General features: G+C 63.2%; 10 protein-coding genes and 1 pseudogene. 2 read left to right on the top strand and 9 right to left on the bottom strand.

Annotated elements, in window-relative coordinates; all coding sequences use genetic code 11:
- Positions 1-23: 23 nt before the first annotated feature.
- The 3 genes and pseudogenes from CFB17_RS11455 to CFB17_RS19940 form a co-directional block, all read right to left on the bottom strand.
- Positions 24-3161 carry an efflux RND transporter permease subunit gene (locus CFB17_RS11455; protein WP_088561682.1) on the bottom strand — a complete coding sequence of 1046 codons (3138 nt, stop codon included), beginning with the start codon at positions 3159-3161 and terminating at the stop codon, positions 24-26.
- 5 nt (positions 3162-3166) lie between these two features.
- Positions 3167-4369 carry an efflux RND transporter periplasmic adaptor subunit gene (locus tag CFB17_RS11450; RefSeq protein ID WP_088561681.1) on the bottom strand — a complete coding sequence of 401 codons (1203 nt, stop codon included), beginning with the start codon at positions 4367-4369 and terminating at the stop codon, positions 3167-3169.
- A gap of 64 nt (positions 4370-4433) precedes the next feature.
- A pseudogene (locus tag CFB17_RS19940) lies at positions 4434-4930 on the bottom strand (hypothetical protein); the annotation flags it as partial.
- A 116-nt stretch (positions 4931-5046) separates the two neighbouring features.
- On the opposite strand from CFB17_RS19940, the gene murJ reads away from it, so the two are divergent.
- Positions 5047-6600: a murein biosynthesis integral membrane protein MurJ gene (gene murJ / locus CFB17_RS11440; RefSeq protein ID WP_088561679.1), complete on the top strand. Its 1554-nt coding sequence runs from the start codon at positions 5047-5049 to the stop codon at positions 6598-6600.
- A gap of 78 nt (positions 6601-6678) precedes the next feature.
- Positions 6679-8379, top strand: coding sequence for a thiamine pyrophosphate-binding protein (locus tag CFB17_RS11435; protein WP_088561796.1), 1701 nt, complete (start codon positions 6679-6681; stop codon positions 8377-8379).
- Between the two features lie 10 nt (positions 8380-8389).
- On the opposite strand, the gene CFB17_RS11430 is transcribed toward CFB17_RS11435, so the two are convergent.
- The 6 genes from CFB17_RS11430 to pheS form a co-directional block, all read right to left on the bottom strand.
- Complete coding sequence (locus CFB17_RS11430) at positions 8390-9415, bottom strand: aldo/keto reductase (protein ID WP_088561678.1); 1026 nt, start codon at positions 9413-9415, stop codon at positions 8390-8392.
- Between the two features lie 95 nt (positions 9416-9510).
- On the bottom strand, positions 9511-10413 hold the full coding sequence (locus CFB17_RS11425; RefSeq protein WP_165769572.1) for an amidohydrolase family protein: 903 nt from the start codon (positions 10411-10413) through the stop codon (positions 9511-9513).
- A gap of 92 nt (positions 10414-10505) precedes the next feature.
- Positions 10506-10919 carry a hypothetical protein gene (locus tag CFB17_RS11420; RefSeq protein ID WP_088561676.1) on the bottom strand — a complete coding sequence of 138 codons (414 nt, stop codon included), beginning with the start codon at positions 10917-10919 and terminating at the stop codon, positions 10506-10508.
- 244 nt (positions 10920-11163) lie between these two features.
- Entirely contained in the window at positions 11164-12960 is a 1797-nt protein-coding gene (lepA, locus tag CFB17_RS11415; protein ID WP_088561675.1) for a translation elongation factor 4, read from the bottom strand.
- A gap of 91 nt (positions 12961-13051) precedes the next feature.
- The gene (pheT, locus tag CFB17_RS11410; RefSeq protein ID WP_088561674.1) at positions 13052-15460 is read right to left on the bottom strand and encodes a phenylalanine--tRNA ligase subunit beta; all 2409 of its coding nucleotides are present in this window, start codon (positions 15458-15460) and stop codon (positions 13052-13054) included.
- Entirely contained in the window at positions 15457-16551 is a 1095-nt protein-coding gene (gene pheS, locus CFB17_RS11405; RefSeq protein WP_088561673.1) for a phenylalanine--tRNA ligase subunit alpha, read from the bottom strand. Before pheS ends, pheT begins: the two co-directional genes overlap by 4 nt.
- Between the last annotated feature and the right edge of the window lie 45 nt (positions 16552-16596).

Raw genomic sequence — 16596 nt, 5'->3', positions numbered from 1 at the left:
GACGACCGCCACAATCCGGGGAATCAGTCCTCGCCGGCCATTACCGCCGATCCCGGGACCGTGGCCCCTCGCGATCGGCGCTGCAGCGCCGACTGGAACCCCTCGAGATAGAGATAGACCGTGGGCGTGATGTAGAGCGTGAGTAGCTGCGAGATGAGCAGGCCGCCGACGACGGCCACGCCCAACGGCTGGCGCAGTTCCGCGCCCGCGCCGATGCCGAGCGCTATCGGCAGGGTACCAAAGATGGCTGCCATCGTCGTCATCATGATCGGCCTGAAGCGGATCAGACAGGCCTCGCGGATGGCGCTCTCCGCCGCCATGCCCGCACGCTGTCGCGCGATCGCCACATCGATCATCATGATGGCGTTTTTCTTAACGATGCCGATCAGCATGATGATGCCGATCAGGGCGATCACCGAGAGATCCATATGGCAGACCATGAGGGCGACCAGCGCGCCGATGCCGGCCGAGGGCAGGCCTGAAAGTATCGTCAACGGGTGAATGAAGCTCTCATAGAGCATGCCAAGGACGATATAGATGGTCAGGATGGCCGCCAGAATGAGGAAGCCCTGGTTCGCCAGGCTCTGTTGGAAGACCTGAGCTGTGCCTGAGAAGCTGGCCTGAACGGTGGCCGGCAGCCCCACCTCGCGCTCTACGGCGTGGATCTGGTCGACAGCCTCGCCCAGCGGCTTGCCCGGCGCCAGGTTGAAGAAGATCGTGACCGCCGGCTGCTGGCCCTGGTGATTGACGCTGGTCGGCCCGACCGTGCGGCTCATCGTGGCGATCGACTGCAGCGGGACGAGGCTGCCATTGCTGCCCTTGACGTAGACCCGCGCCAGATCGGCCGTATCGACCTGATCGGCATCGCGCGCCTGCAAGATCACCTCATAGTAATTTACCGGCGTGAAGATCTGCGAGATGTCGTTCTCGCCGAAGAGGTCATAAAGTGCCGTTCTCACCCGCGCGTCCGAGATGCCGAGCCTGGCGGCCTTGTCGCGGTCGACATCGATACGCACCCGCTGATTGCCGAGCTGCAGATCGGTTGTCACGTCGACGAGGCCCGGCAACTGCGTCAGCCGCTTCTGCAGGAGGGGTTCCACCTTCCAGAGTGCCCGGGTGTCGGAGCTTTGCAGCGTGTACTGATAGAGCGCCTTGCCGGTACGGCCGCCGATCTGCAGACTCTGGGCCGGCTGGAAATAGGCGTTGATCCCGGGCACCTGTGCAACGAGCTTACGCAGCCTCTGCGCCACCTCCTGCACCGGTGCGCGTATCGCGCGATCCTTAAGCGCGATGAAGAGCCGGCCCTGGCTGACGCTGTTGTCGACCGCGCCGCCGCCCACCGTCGAGTTCACGTAGTCGACATCCGGATCCTGGCGGATAAGGGCCGAGAGAGCCTGCTGGCGGGCGGTGAAGGCCGGAAACGAGGCATCCTGCTCGCCCTCCGTCACGACCGATATGAAGCCGGTATCCTCGGTCGGAAAGAACCCCTTGGGGACGATGGTATAAAGGTAGACGGTCGCGCCGAACGTCGCGAACGTGACGAGAAGCATCAAGGGGCGGTGGCGGAGAGACCAGGTCAGGGAGCGGCGATAGCCTCCCAGCAGGGCAGCAAAGACCGCGTCGGTCGCGCGGCCGACCCAGCCCGGCCTGGGCGCGTCATGCGCCTCGTCGTGCGAACGGTCGCCGACGCGAAGAAGCCGCGCACAGAGCATGGGCGAAAGCGTGATCGAGACAAAACCCGAAATGAGAATGGCCAGCGAGATGGTCATGGCGAACTCATGGAACAGCCTGCCGACGATGCCACCCATGAAGAGGACCGGTATGAAGACGGCTACCAGGGCCACGGTCATCGAGAGAATGGTAAAGCCGATCTCTCGGGCGCCAGCGATCGCCGCCTCGAAGGGTTTCCTCCCCATCTCCACATGCCGGACGATGTTCTCGAGCATGACGATGGCGTCGTCGACGACGAAGCCGACCGAGAGGGTCAGCGCCATCAAGGAGAGATTGTCCAGGCTGTAGTCCAGGAGATACATGAAGGCCAGCGTGCCGATGATCGAGACCGGCAGGACGAGCGTCGGCACGATGGTCGCCCGCAGCGACTTCAGAAAAATGAAGATCACAAGAGTGACGAGGGCCAGAGCCAAGCCCAGCGTGAATTTGACGTCGTCCACGGCCGCACGGATCGAGAGCGAGCGATCATTTGTCACGTGCAGATGGACAGAAGGCGGCAAGCCTGCTGCGACTTGCGGCACCAGTGCCTTGATCTCGTCGACGACATCGACCGTGTTGGCGTCTGGCTGGCGCTGGATCGCCAGCGTGATGGCACGCTCATCGTCCAGCCAGGAGGCCGTCTTGTCGACCTCGACGCTGTCGGTCACCGTCGCGATATCCTCGAGCCGCACGGGCGCCCCATGCCGCCAGGTGACGACGACAGGCCGAAAGGCTGCTGCCGTGCGCCCCAGGCTGGGTACGTCGATCGAGATCGCCTGCGAGGCCGTGTTGACCGTGCCGACCGGCGCGTCGGAGTTGGCCTCGTCGACGGCCTTGGTCACCTCGGACGAGGCGATGCCCAGGGACGCCATGCGCGCCGCGTTCAGCTTGATGCGCACCGCATATTTCTGTGCACCCCAGACGGAGACCTGGGCAACGCCAGGCAGAACCGACAGCTGCTCGCCGATATTGACCTCGGCCAGATCGTCCAGGGCCGAGAGCGGCTGCAGCCTGGAGGTGAGGGTCAAGAAGAGGATCGGCGCGTTGGCCGGATTCATCTTCCAGAAAGAGGGCGCATCCGTCATCTGATCGGGCAGATGCCGCTCTGCCACTGACAAGGCGGACTGCACGTCGAGGGCGGCTGCATCGATATCGCGCCCAAGCGTAAATTGCACCGTGATCCGCGTGTTGCCGGTGGTGCTGGTTGAGGTCATCGAATCGATACCAGCGATCCTCGCCAGTTGCTGCTCGATCGGCGAGGCCACGGAGGAGGCCATGGTGTCCGGATCAGCGCCCGCCAGCCTGGCGCTGATCTGGATCGTCGGCATGTCGACATTGGGCAGGGCTGCCACCGGCAGGAAGCGCAGGGCAGCAAGACCGGCCAGGACGATTGCCAGCATCAGAAGCGTCGTTGCCACCGGCCGGCGGATACAGGCTTCTGACAGACCCATGCCGGCTAGAGCGCCGCCTGGGCGTTGCCGCCCTTCATTACCCTGACGGGCGTACCGTCATCGAGGCGGAGCTGGCCCTCGATGATGACGAACTCGCCTTGCCGCACACCGCTCGAGAGGACGGCCATGCCATCCACCGTCCGGGCGAGATCGACCTTGCGGGCCTCGGCCCGCTGCGGCTTGTCACTGCCGGGGACGACGAAGACATAGGCGCCATCCTGACCGACCTGCACGGCTTCGGCAGGGACGACCAGCGCCTGCGGATCGGTCGACAATGTCAGGCGTACGCGCACGCTCTGGCCAGGCCAGAGGGCCTCGTCCTTGTTATCGAAGATCGCCTGGAGCGTGATGGTGCCGGTCGACTGGTCGACCGTGTTGTCGACGACGGCAACCTTGCCGTCGACCGCTCCCTGGGCTCCATCCGCCTTTACTTCCACAGCCTGCGGCGCATGGGCCGCGAGGATGCGCGGCAGGTACCGCTCGGGCACCGCGAAGGAGACATAGATCGGGCTGATCTGGTTGATGGTGACAAGCGGCTTCGTCGGGTCATTGGCCTTGACGGTCGTTCCCAGATGGGCCTCGACGATGCCGACCCGGCCGGCAACCGGCGCCGTGATCCGCGCCCAGCTCCGCTGCACCTGGAGCTGGCGCAAGGTGGCTGCGTCCGCTTCCAGGGTCGCCTGGCCGCTGGCCACCGCCGCCCTGACCTGATCCAGCTGATCCTGGCTCTGCCAATGCTTGGAGGCAAGCTCCGTGTAGCGTCTGAGCTGGGCCTGGTTATAGGCAAGTGTCGACTGGTCCTTGTCGATATCAGCCTGGCTTCTTTGGACCTGCGCATCGAGATCAGCTTTGTCCAGCTGGAAGAGAAGGTCGCCCTCCTTGACCATGGCGCCATCCTGGACGGCAACCATGGTCACTTGGCTGTTCAGGCGCGAGAGGATTTCAATCGAGGCAATGCTGCGCACCGTGCCGACCGCCTGGACGAGATCCGGCATGGCTTTTTGCTGGACGACGGCGACACTGACGGGCACGACCGCGACGACCTGGGGCTCGGCCGCCGGCGAGGGCGCCACGAAGCTGGCGAGCGGACCTTTGAGGGCATAGGCCCCACCCGCCACGAAAAGGAAGGAAAGCACGAAAAAGACGGGTTTGCGCATCGACATGAAGGCGAACGGGCTTTCCGCGCGAGCGACCAGCCCTCGCGCCATGGCGGCTTTAAACTTAGCCGGGCTCAGTTCCGAACGCCATTAAAACCGCTGCCATCTCACGGACTCATCCTACCGCCATGTCGGCCCAGCGAAACCTCAGTCGCTCGCCATAGACGTTGATGATGAGGGCCAAAAAAAGGATGAGCCTGCGGATCAGAACCTGAAGGAAGGTATCGATATCGACATGGTCGAGGCCGTCATTGAGGGCACCTCGGACACCGAGGCCGCCAAAGGTCACATCCCAGTCGGCCGGCTGATCATCCAGCACCTTGATGTCGGGATATTTCGCCAGCGCGGCCTCGAAGCCCCGAGCGCGACCCTGCGCCCCCGTATGGCCGAGCGCTCCCTGGATCATGATCATCGTCCTCTTGCCACCGATGGCGTCGCAAAGAGTCTGGGTCACCGACCCCCGGATGTCGACCAGTTGCCAAGGTGCGATGTGCGTATCCATGTCGATGACGGGGATGCCGGCGTCAATCATGAGCTTGACGGGATCGGTCAGCGTGCCGATGCCGAAGGCCTGCATCGCGACGAATCCCATTTCTGCGAGGTCATGTTGTCGGGGGATAAGGTGCCATTCCTTTCGCCAACGACATTTTTTTCACTTGGCATGGGGGTTGGAGAGCGCCGAGCGGCCGGGGTAGCTTGCGGCGGCCCGAGCAGCCAAGGGAGCGGCCTTGTTTCGCCAGATTGCCAATATCGGGGGTCTTACCCTGATAAGCCGTATCGTCGGCTTCGTTCGAGATGTCGCCACGGCGGCGATCCTTGGTGCCGGACCGGTGGCTGACGCATTTTTCGTCGCCTTCCGTCTTCCCAATCATTTCCGCTCGCTGTTTGCCGAAGGCGCATTCAACGCGGCCTTCGTTCCGGTCTTCTCGGGCGTACTCGTGCGCAAGGGTCAGACCGAGGCCAAGTCATTCGCGGAAATGCTCTTCACCTTGATGGTGGCGGTCCAACTGGGTCTCCTCCTTCTCTTCTGGGTCATCATGCCCTGGTTCATGCTGGTCTTCGCACCGGGCTTTGCCGCCGAACCCGCCAAGTTCGATCTGGCCATTGCCTTCACCCGCATCACGTTTCCCTATCTTCTCTGCATCACGCTGGTCTCTCTGATCGGTGGCGTCCTCAACAGCATGCAGCGCTTCACAGCCGCCGCAGCGGCGCCGATCCTGATGAACGTCGTGCTGCTGGCGGCCCTTTTCGGCTTGACGCCGTTCCTGCCAAATGCGGGCTACGCCCTGGCCGTGGGCGTCCTTCTCTCGGGCGTGGCCCAACTGGCCTACCTCTATTGGGACAGCCGCCGGGCCGGGATGGATCTGCATTTTCGCCGCCCCCGCGCCACGCCGGAGGTCAATCGCTTCCTGAGAGTGCTGGGCCCGGCGGCCCTCGGCCGCGGCCTTACCCAGATCAGCCTCTTCGTCGACACGTTGATCGCCTCGCTCCTGCCGACCGGTGCCGTCTCCTATCTCTATTATGCCGACCGGCTAAACCAGTTACCGCTGGGCGTAATCGGCATCGCCGTAGGCACGGCCCTCCTGCCGCAGCTCTCCCGCCAGCTCAAGGCCGGTCAGTTCGAAGCCGCTGCCGCCAGCCAGAACCGCGCCATCGAGATCTCGCTCGTCCTGACATTGCCAGCTGTGGCCGCCTTCATTGCCATCAGCTTTCCGTTGATGGACATGCTCTTTCGACGCGGCGCCTTCAGCGTCGCCGATGCGGCCGCCACGGCTTCCGTGCTGCAGGCCTACGGCATGGGACTGCCGGCCTTCGTCCTCGTTCCGGCCATGGTCTCGGGCTTCTACGCCCGCGAGGACAGCAAGACTCCGCTCTACGTTTCGCTGGTGGCCGTTGCCTTCAATGTCGGCTTGAAATTCGCCCTGATGGGTCCGTTCGGGCCAGTCGGTATTGCCGCCTCGACGACCGTGTCCTCCTGGATCAACGTCATCTTCCTTGGCATCGTCCTCCATCGCCGAGGCCACCTGGTACCCGATCCCGCCTTCAAGTCGCGGCTGCCGAAAGCGGTCGTCGCGGCTGGCCTTTTGACCATCGTGCTCCTCGGCGCCAATCACTGGCTGCTCGTCGATGCCGCCGGCGGCGACCGCCTACGCGAGGTAATGATCCTTGCGGGAATCGTCGCCGGGAGTGCCGTTCTCTATGCGGCTCTGGCTCTCGCATTGGGCCTGGTCTCGACCCGGGAATTGCGTCTCGCTATCGGCGCCCGAAACCGGAACGCTTGAAAAAGCGAAGCGAAGACGAAGACCTTAAGGCATAGTCTTTGCTCCAGACAAAACAGGTCATGATTGGAGAACGGCTGGATGCTTAAAGGTAGCCCCATTTCCAACCTCGACCAGGTGAACGCCAGGCGGGGGGCCGACCTCCTGCTCGAGGTCCTGAAGAACGAGGGTGTCCGCTATATCTTCGGCAATCCCGGCACGACCGAATTGCCCTTGATGGACGCACTCCTGAATTGCCGCGATATCGACTATATCTGGGCTCTCCAGGAAGCGTCGGTCGTGGCGATGGCGGATGGCTATGCCCAAACGGCCGGTCGCCCCGGTTTCATCAATCTGCATACCGCTGGCGGTCTAGGCCATGGCATGGGCAATCTCCTCAATGCCACCGTCGCCGGCACGCCTCTCGTCGTCACCGCTGGGCAGCAGGATTCCCGCCACACAATCACCGATCCGCTACTCTACGGCGACCTCGTGCGTCTCGCCACGCCGGCCGTCAAATGGGCACAGGAGGTGACGAGTGCCGACCAATTGCCGGTTCTGGTCCGCCGCGCCTTCCAGGATGCGGGCGCAGCACCGACGGGACCGGTCTTTCTCTCCTTGCCCATGGACGTGATGGAGGAAATGAGCACCGTTGGGGTTGCTCCCCAATCGACTATCGAACGCCGCGCTGTCGCGGGCTCTCTCGACCGGTTGGCCAAGGAGCTGGCTAGCGTCAAGCCTGGCCGGCTGGTCATCATCGCCGGGGACGAGATCCACGCGAGCGATGCCACCTCGGAGGTCGTGGCGCTGGCCGAGATGCTGGGCGCACCGGTCTACGGCTCGTCCTGGCCGGCCTTCATCCCTTTCCCCACCAGCCATCCCTTATGGCAGGGCAACATGCCGACCAAGGCCAGCGAGATTGCCGCCCGCCTTGGCGACTTCGACGCGCTTTTCGCCCTGGGCGGCAAGTCGCTGATCACGATTCTCTACACCGAGGGGCCGGCCGTGCCCGCCTCCTGCGAGGTCCTGCAAATGTCGGCCGACGTCCGCGACCTCGGCCGCACCTATGTAACGAAGCTCTCTGTCGTGGGCGACATCAAGGCATCGCTCATGGCACTCCTTCCGGAAGTGGAGCGTCTGACGGCTCCGCGCAGCACCGACTATCTGGCCCTGCGCGACAAGGCAGCCCTGGAGCGTGCGCGCCAGCGCGCGGTGCTGACGGCCAGAGCAGAGGAGGAATGGGACCGACCACTGACGACGCCTTTGGTCGCGGCCCGGGAAGTGGTGCGTGCCATCGGCCCGAAGATCGCCATTGTCGACGAGGCGATCGCCACATCGAGCCATGTCCGCGGCTTCCTTAACAGCGACTGGTCCAGGCAATACGCCTTCCTGCGCGGCGGGGGGCTTGGCTGGGGCATGCCAGCTGCCGTCGGCTGCTCGCTCGGCCTCGGCCGCGAGCCGGTGGTGGCCTTGGTCGGCGACGGTGCCGCCATGTACTCGCCGCAGGCGCTTTGGACCGCGGCCCACGAGAACCTGCCGGTTACCTTCGTCGTCATGAATAACCGCGAGTATAATATCCTCAAGAGCTTCATGAAATCGCAGGCGGGCTATTTCTCCGCCCAGCGTAATCACTTCATCGCCATGGATCTGGAAGATCCGGCAATCGACTTCCTGGCGCTTGCCGCCTCGATGGGGGTGCCGGCCCGTCGCGTCGAGCGGGCGGCCGACATCGCGCCCGCACTCGAGGCCGGGATCGCATCCGGCAGCGTCAACCTGATCGAGCTGCCGATCGCCATCGACTGACCTGGACGCTTCAGGCCGGCACGGGCGTACCTTCCCGCAATAGGCCGGCCGCACGCAGATCCGTCCAGAGGTCAGGCGGCAACGCGGCCGTCATAAGCTCGATATTCGCCTCCACCTCGGCCGGCCTGACCGCGCCTGGAATGATGGCGGCGATGCGGGGATGCCCCAGCGGAAAGCGAATTGCCGCCGCCGGCAGCCGTACGCCATGGCGCGCGCAGACCGCCTCGATCTCTCGGACGCGATCCAATATTTCGGGCGGCGCATCCTGGTAATTGTACTTTGCCCCCGGCACGGCGCCGGTGGCCAGAATACCGGAATTGAAGGGACCGGCCAGAAAGAAGCTGAAGCCCTTGGCCTCGGCGAGCGGAAACAGGTCGTCGAGACCACCTTGTTCCAAAAGCGTATAGCGGCCAGCCAGCATGAAGAGGTCGGGATCGGCGTCGCGCGCGAAACGCACGCAGGGCTCGATCTCGTTGACGCCCAGCCCCAACGCCTTGATGACGCCTTCCTCGCGCAGGCGGGCCAGCGCCTTGAAGGCACCTTCGACGGCCGTCTTGTAGTGGGTCTCGAAGACCTCGCGGCTACCGTGCGTCCAGATATCGAGATCGTGAATGAAGGCGATGTCGATGCGCTCGATGCCCAGGCGCTGCAGACTTTGGTCGATCGCGCGCATGGCGCCATCGTAACTATAGTCGACGCGCAGACGGAAATTCAGCGGGTTTTGCCACTGGCCTCGATCGAACGTGCCAGGCGCGGCGGGCTCCAGCCAGCGGCCGACCTTGGTCGAGAGGATATAGCTGTCACGCGGCTTGGTACGCAGGACGTGACCGAAGCGATGCTCCGAGAGACCATGGCCATAGAGCGGGGCTGTATCGAAGAGCCGGATACCGGCGGCATAGGCGTTCTCGATGGTGGCCAGGGCCTGATCTTCGGGCAGCTTGGCATAGATGTCGCCCAAGGGGGCACCCCCGAGCCCAAGTACCGGCACGTCAAGGCCCGTGCGCCCAACCGCCCGCGTCTCCAAGGACAATGCCATTGCCGCCTCCGCATTTTCTTATTGTCGAGGCCTCTAGAATGCTTTGCCGCTGTTCGAAACGCCAGAGCCCGTCGCATGCCGAGGATAGGGGCTACTCAGCCTGGCATGGTCGTTTTCAGCGAGTCCCCCTCGTCGGTCTCGAGCAGTGTCGCGTCCATCTTGTAGGCGGCAATCGCGTTCCGACCCCAAAAGGCACGCTTCTCGTTGTCGCTGAAAGCCGCCAGCGCCGCCTCAAGGATTTCAACCCAGGCGATCCAATCGACGGCCATAAGGCAGACCGGCCAGTCGCTGCCAAAGAGCAGCCGGGAGGCCCCGAAGCTCTCCCAGGCATGATCGATATAGGGCCGCAATTGCTCGGGGGTCCAATGGATCGGATCCGCCTCGGTCGCGACCCCGGAAAGCTTGCAGACGATATTGGGTCGCGCCGCCAGGTCGCGGAACTCGCGCCGCCATGGCTCGAGAGCGCCATCGCGGATCGCGGGCTTGGCGATATGATCGAGGACGAAGCGTGTCTTCGGACAGGCATCGACGAGCTTGATCAGGTCCTGCAACTGATGCTGGCGGATGCAGAGGTCGACGGTAAGATCGAAACGCCCGGCAAGCCGGACCCCTTCGATAAAGCCGGGTTGCAGGCAGAACCCTGGCGCTGGTTCATCCTGAAGAAGGCGGCGCAGTCCCTTCACCCGTCCCGTCGTCGCCCTGCTTGCCATTGTCTCTTCCAGTCTCTCGCCCTGCTCGAGCGGTAGATGGGCGACGATGGCGCCGATCCGACTGTCGTTCTCGGCTTGTTCGAGCAGATAGAGAATCTCTTTGTCCGCATCGTCGGCATCGGCTTCGACGGCAACGATGGCCGCCACTGCTCGGCCAGCCTGGGCCTGACCGTATTCGAGCAGCGCATGGCGCCGTCGGAGGACGGAATTGTTCTGCAGCCAGCGATAAGCCAGCCGCGACGGGTCAATCAGATGGATATGCGAATCGACGACGGGAAACGCAACCAAGGGCACCTCTCACGCGCTTAGTCACACGGAGCCACGAACCGGTAACTTTGCACAAGCGTGCATTGTCGCCGCCTTCGCAAGAGGGCAAGGATTCAGTCGAATTCAGAAGAACGAACGACCGAGAGAGCGAGTTCGCGCTGATGGTAGACGTGAATGCCATTGGCAAAGCGAAGGGCAATAAAGCCCGACACGTCCTCGCCGGCAGCGGTGATGTGATTCTGAACAGCCCAGCGTTCCAGGAGTGCCACGTCGGTAACGAGGGTCATCTCGGAAAATGACGAATCGTTAAACACGACGATTTCCTGATTCGCGTCGCCGATCAGATCTTCAAGACGGAGGCTCAGTTCGACCACCTGCTCGGCATCCCATGGCATGAGGTCCGCAGCGCCGAACTGGCCCGAGTCGGTGCCAGCCTCATCCATGACGTCGTTCGCATGAAGATGGGGGCCAGATACGACATAGTCCGACTTCGACGAACAGAACGAAAGCCAATCTTTCGTCGTCATTCAACCAATCCAAGTTCTAACGGTCGCTCACAGTTTCAAACTGCACTGAGGCCCCCCGGCTCCCCGCAGATCGAGCGATCGACACTTTTACTTGACATCTATTAGCAAGAGATAGTGGCGAAATCTCTTGCGACGCAAGCGATTCATCGTTGCATTTAACCCTGCGTGCGAGCGCAACACCTTTTGGGGTACCCCGCTGCAGCCCCGGTCTGGTTCACATCCTCGCGACGGCTGTCGTCCGCTCTCAACTCATCTTGAGAGCGGCAAGAAAAGCTTCCTGGGGAATTTCGATCTGCCCGACCTGGCGCATACGCTTCTTGCCCTCCTTTTGCTTGTCCAAGAGCTTGCGCTTGCGGCTGATATCGCCGCCATAGCATTTTGCCAGCACATCCTTACGGAAAGCTTTCACCGTCTCACGCGCGACGATCTTGCCCCCAATAGCTGCCTGGATGGCTACTTGGAACATCTGCCTAGGAATAAGCTGTTGCAATTTCTCGCAAGTGTTACGCCCGCGGAGTTCTGCCATGGATCGATGAACAATCATCGACAGACTATCGACCTTGTCACTGTTGATCAGGATATCGAGCTTGACGAGGTCGCTCTCGCCATAGCCATCCAGCTGATAGTCGAAACTCGCATAGCCTCGGCTGATCGATTTCAGCCGATCATAGAAATCAAACACGACCTCGTTCAACGGCAGGCGATAGACGACCATCGCCCGGTTGCCGACATAGGTCATGTCCTGCTGAACCCCGCGCTTTTCCTGGCATAGTGCCAGGACCGGCCCGAGGAATTCATCGGGCACCATGATCGAAGCCTTGATCCAGGGCTCCTCCACATGATCGATCTTGGTCACGTCGGGGTAATCGGCCGGGTTATGCAGCTCGTAGCTCGTTCCGTCCGTCATGTGCACGCGATAAACGACCGATGGTGCCGTGATCACAAGGTCGAGGTCGAATTCCCGCTCCAGCCGCTCCTGAATGATCTCAAGATGCAACAATCCCAGAAAGCCGCAACGGAAACCCAATCCCAAGGCGCCGGAACTCTCGGGCTCAAATTCGAAGCTCGCATCGTTCAGGCGCAACTTGCCCAGGCTGTCCCGCAGCGTTTCGTAGCTGTCGGCTTCGGCCGGATACATGCCGCAAAAGACGACCGGTTGGCTCGGTCGGAAGCCTTCGAGTGCCACCGTTGCGGGCTTGCGGTCGTCCGTGATGGTATCGCCCACCCGCGCGTCCGCGATGTCCTTGATGGCAGCTGTAAAAAAGCCCACGGACCCCGGCCCCAACGCGTCCATCAAGAGCGGCTTTGGCGTCATGACGCCAACGCGGTCCACCGGGTGTGCTGCACCCGTCCCCATGAATCGGATCTTCTGGCCTTTGCGGATCACACCGTTGCGGACCCGAAAGAGCGTTACGACACCGAGATAGGGATCGTACCAGGAATCGATGACCAGAGCCTGCAAGGGAGCATCCGCATCGCCCGTAGGCGGCGGCAGATATTTGACGATTGCCTCGAGGACGTCGGGGACGCCGAGCCCGGTTTTGGCCGAGATCTGCAGGGCGTCTGAGGCGTCGAGGCCGATAATGTCCTCGATCTGCTGCTTGATCCGCTCAGGCTCGGCGGCCGGCAGATCGACCTTGTTCAGGACTGGCAGCAATTCCAGATTGGCGTCGATTGCCTGATAGGCATTGGCCAGGGTCTGCGCCTCGACGCCCTGGGTCGCATCCACGAGCAACAGCGCGCCCTCGCAGGCACGCATTGACCGGCTAACTTCGTAGGCGAAGTCGACATGGCCCGGCGTGTCGATCAGATTGAACGTATAATCCTGGCCATCCTTGGCGCGATAGAGCAGCCGCACCGTCTGCGCCTTGATCGTAATGCCGCGCTCACGCTCGATATCCATGCTGTCCAGCACTTGGCTGGTCATCTCGCGGGCCGCCAAGCCGCCGCAGGTTTCGATCAGACGATCGGCCAGGGTCGATTTGCCATGATCGATATGGGCGACGATGGCAAAGTTACGGATGTGAGCGAGGTCGGTCATCAAATCGATCTCAAAAGAGGCTGCAAGAGAGCTATCTAGCGCAGATGCCCCCCGCCTGTCGCTGGGAGCGTCCCGTTGCAGCCCTCATGTATTATTGTCGGAGTGAGGCGCCATGCTTGGCCGCCGCCTCGACGATGCGGCGGGCGATGGCGTCGATCTCGGCCTCGGCCAGCGTCCGGTCCGCCGCCTGCAATCGCACAGCGACGCCAAAGCTCTTCTTGCCTTCGGGCAGGCCCTTGCCCTGATAGACATCGAATAGCCTCACCTCGCGGACAAGCTTGCGATCGACCAACCGCACCGACTTCAGGAGCGACTCCGCCTCGCGGTCGCCGTCCACGATGAAGGCGAAGTCGCGATCGACCGGTGGATAAGGCATCGTCTCGAGGGCAGCGCGGTTCTTGCCCCTGGCTTTGGGATGGGGCAGCGCGTCCAGATCCAGCTCGAAGGCAACCGTCTGGGCATCCAGATCGAATGCCTGCTGCACGCGCGGGTGGATCTGGCCGAAATAGGCAAGGACGTTCGGCCCCTGCTTCAGTGCTCCCGAACGACCTGGATGATACCAGACGGGGGCTTCGGCGCTCACCTGCACGGCATCGGCCCGAATGCCTGCCGCCTCGATCGCTGCCAGAGCATCGGCCTTGGCATCCAGAGCATCGACCAGCCTCGGCGCCTGGCTCCAGGTTCGCGGGCCGGCCGCGCCAAAGCGAAGGCCCGCCAGTCCCCACACCTGCTCGCCGGGCTGAGCGCCCTTGAAGCGCGGCCCCAACTCGAACAGACCTCCTTGAGGAATCGAGCGCGCGTAGTTGCGCGCAGCCGCGCTTAGAAGATTGGGCAAGAGCGAAGGCCGCATTGCCGAGAGCTCGGCGTTCAGCGGGTTCTGCTTCAGGATCGGCGAGGCAGCGCCAAACAGCACCGCCTGAGCTGGTGGAATAAACGACCAGGTGACCGCCTCGAACAAGCCGCTTTCGGCCATGACCCGACGTACCAGACTGCGCCGCCGCTGTTCGACGGTAAGGACCGGCCGTCCCACCGACGTCTCGCGATGCACCGACGTCTCGGGGATGTGCTCGTAACCGACCAGCCTGGCCAACTCCTCCACGATGCAGGCCTCGGTCGTAATGTCGCCCCGCCAGGACGGCGGCACCACGTCCAGATGGGGCTGGCCGCCTTGCGCGGACGCTTCGACCTCGAAACCCAGGGCCAGGAGCATCTCGCGTGCCCGACCGCTCTCAAGCTCGATGCCGGTCAGCCGCTGGAGCGCCGCCGGCCGGTAGCTCATCGGCCGCCGCCACGCAGGCATCTCGCCCGCCACACTCGAAGGACCGGCCTTGCCGCCGCAAATCTCAAGGATAAGACGCGTGGCATATTCGGTAGCCGGCATGACCAGTTCTGGATCGAGCCCACGCTCGAAACGCACCCTGGCATCGCTCTCGATGCCCAGGCGGCGTCCCGTCCGGGCAGTCACCATCGGATCGAAGAGCGCTATCTCGAGCAGAATATCGGTCGTGGCCTCGGTAACGCCCGACGCCTCGCCCCCCATGATGCCGCCCAGAGCCTGCGGCCCCTTGTCATCGGCGACGACGACGGTTTGCGCGTCCAACTCGTAGGTCCGCTGGTCCAGTGCCGCCAGCTTCTCCCCCGGACGCGCCATGCGCACGGTGAGATCCCCCTCGAGCTTGCCCAGATCGAAGACATGCAAGGGGCGGTTGATGTCCAGCATCACGAAATTCGTGATGTCGACCAGGGCCGAGATCGGCCGCAGGCCCACGGCGCGCAACCGCTCCTGCAGCCAGCGCGGACTGGCCCCATTACGCACGCCGCTGATCCGCCGGCCAACGAAGAGCGGACATGCCTGCCGTTGCTCCGGCATGAAATCCAGCCGGATCCCGGGCCCGCTTGGTCCTTCGACCGGGATGGGATCGAAGGAGCGCGGCCTGAGCCTGCCCATGCCGGCCGCCGCGAGGTCGCGCGCGATTCCGGCAATGCCAAAGCAGTCCGCGCGGTCGGGCGTCAACTTCACCTCGATCACCGGACCTTCGAGACCAAGTGCGCACGCCGCTGGCATGCCGACCTCGAGCCCTTCGGCCGACAGCTCGATAATGCCGTCATGGTCCTGGCCGAGGCCCAGTTCCCGTGCCGAGCAGAGCATGCCCTGGCTCTCCACGCCGCGGATCCTGGCCTTCTTTAAAACCTCGCCGCTGGCTGGAATCCTCAGCCCCTCGACCGCAAGGATGCCCCAAATATCCCCCCGGGCATTGGGCGCACCGCAGACGATTTCCTTAAGGCCGTCCTTGGTATCGACCGTGCAGATCTTCAACCGTTCGGCATCGGGATGCGGGCGGGTCGAGAGCACATGCGCCACCGTAAAGCCCTCCAAGGGAGCTCCCGGATCGACGATTTCCTCAACCTCGAGACCGAGTGCCGTCATCTTGTCGGCAAGCTCGGCCAGACTTTTGTCGGTATCGAGATGCTCCGTGAGCCAGGGCAAGGTCAGCTTCATCGCGAAAGCCCCGCATATGTCGTCGGAAGATCAAGCGGCAAGAAGCCGTAATGGTGCAGCCAACGCAGATCGGCCTCGAAGAAGGTCCGAAGGTCGGGGATGCCATATTTAAGCATGGCCACACGATCGATCCCCATGCCGAAGGCAAATCCCTGCCACTCGTCGGGATCCAGGCCGCAGGCGCGCAGAACGTTGGGGTGCACCATGCCGGAGCCCAAAATCTCCAGCCAGTCATCCCCCTCGCCCAGGATCAGCTCGTCCTTGGAACGCCGGCAGCCAATGTCGACCTCGGCGGACGGCTCGGTGAAAGGAAAGAAGCTCGGGCGGAAGCGTACCGGCACGCGCTCGCGCTCGAAGAACGCCGACAGGAAGTCGGTAAGACATCCCTTGAGGTGTCCCATATGGGTCTGACGGTCGATCATCAGCCCCTCCACCTGATGGAACATAGGCGTATGGGTAAGGTCGCTGTCGCGCCGATAGGTCCTGCCCGGTGCAATGATGCGATAAGGCGGCTTGCCGCCCAGCATGGTGCGGATCTGCACGGGACTCGTATGCGTACGCAGGACGAGAGGTCGACCCTTGGCGATCCCTTCGGCCGCGCCCTCGGCCAGGTAGAACGTGTCCTGCATCTGCCGGGCCGGATGATCCGGCGGCATGTTGAGCGCCTCGAAATTATGCCAGTCATCCTCGATGTCCGGCCCCTCGGCCACCTCGAAGCCCATGTCGGCGAAGATCGCCGTGATCTCCTCCTGTACCTGGCTTACCGGGTGGATGCGACCAACGGGGCGCTCACGCACCGGCAACGTCACATCCATGCGCTCATCGCGCAGGCGGGCATCGAGTGCTTGCGCCTCGAGTTCGGACTTGCGGACGGCGAAAGCCTCCTCAAGCTCGCGCTTGAGCAGATTGAACAATTGGCCGAGGCGAGGGCGCTCCGACGGGTCGACGCTGCCCAGGCCTTTCACGAGCTCGGTAACCTTGCCCTTCTTGCCCAGGGAAGCGACCCTGGCCTCATCCAAGGTGCGAAGATCCGCCGCGTCGGCGATCGCCGCCAGCGTCGTCGCCTTGAGCGCGTCCAACTGTTCTTCCATGACCTGTCTTCCGTCCAGCAGCGCTCTCCGCCCGGCTGGCTGGCA

Origin of the sequence: Arboricoccus pini (genome assembly GCF_900187945.1) — a bacterium.
Taxonomy (GTDB): domain Bacteria; phylum Pseudomonadota; class Alphaproteobacteria; order Geminicoccales; family Geminicoccaceae; genus Arboricoccus; species Arboricoccus pini.
This window is presented reverse-complemented; position numbering and strand designations above follow the sequence as displayed.

Coding starts and splice junctions, on each gene's coding strand:
- pheS (WP_088561673.1), bottom strand. CDS start 16,551: ATGGAAGAACAGTTGGACGCGCTCAAGGCGACGACGCTGGCGGCGATC.
- CFB17_RS11420 (WP_088561676.1), bottom strand. CDS start 10,919: ATGACGACGAAAGATTGGCTTTCGTTCTGTTCGTCGAAGTCGGACTAT.
- CFB17_RS11450 (WP_088561681.1), bottom strand. CDS start 4,369: ATGGCGCGAGGGCTGGTCGCTCGCGCGGAAAGCCCGTTCGCCTTCATG.
- lepA (WP_088561675.1), bottom strand. CDS start 12,960: ATGACCGACCTCGCTCACATCCGTAACTTTGCCATCGTCGCCCATATC.
- CFB17_RS11430 (WP_088561678.1), bottom strand. CDS start 9,415: ATGGCATTGTCCTTGGAGACGCGGGCGGTTGGGCGCACGGGCCTTGAC.
- CFB17_RS11455 (WP_088561682.1), bottom strand. CDS start 3,161: ATGGGTCTGTCAGAAGCCTGTATCCGCCGGCCGGTGGCAACGACGCTT.
- pheT (WP_088561674.1), bottom strand. CDS start 15,460: ATGAAGCTGACCTTGCCCTGGCTCACGGAGCATCTCGATACCGACAAA.
- CFB17_RS11435 (WP_088561796.1), top strand. CDS start 6,679: ATGCTTAAAGGTAGCCCCATTTCCAACCTCGACCAGGTGAACGCCAGG.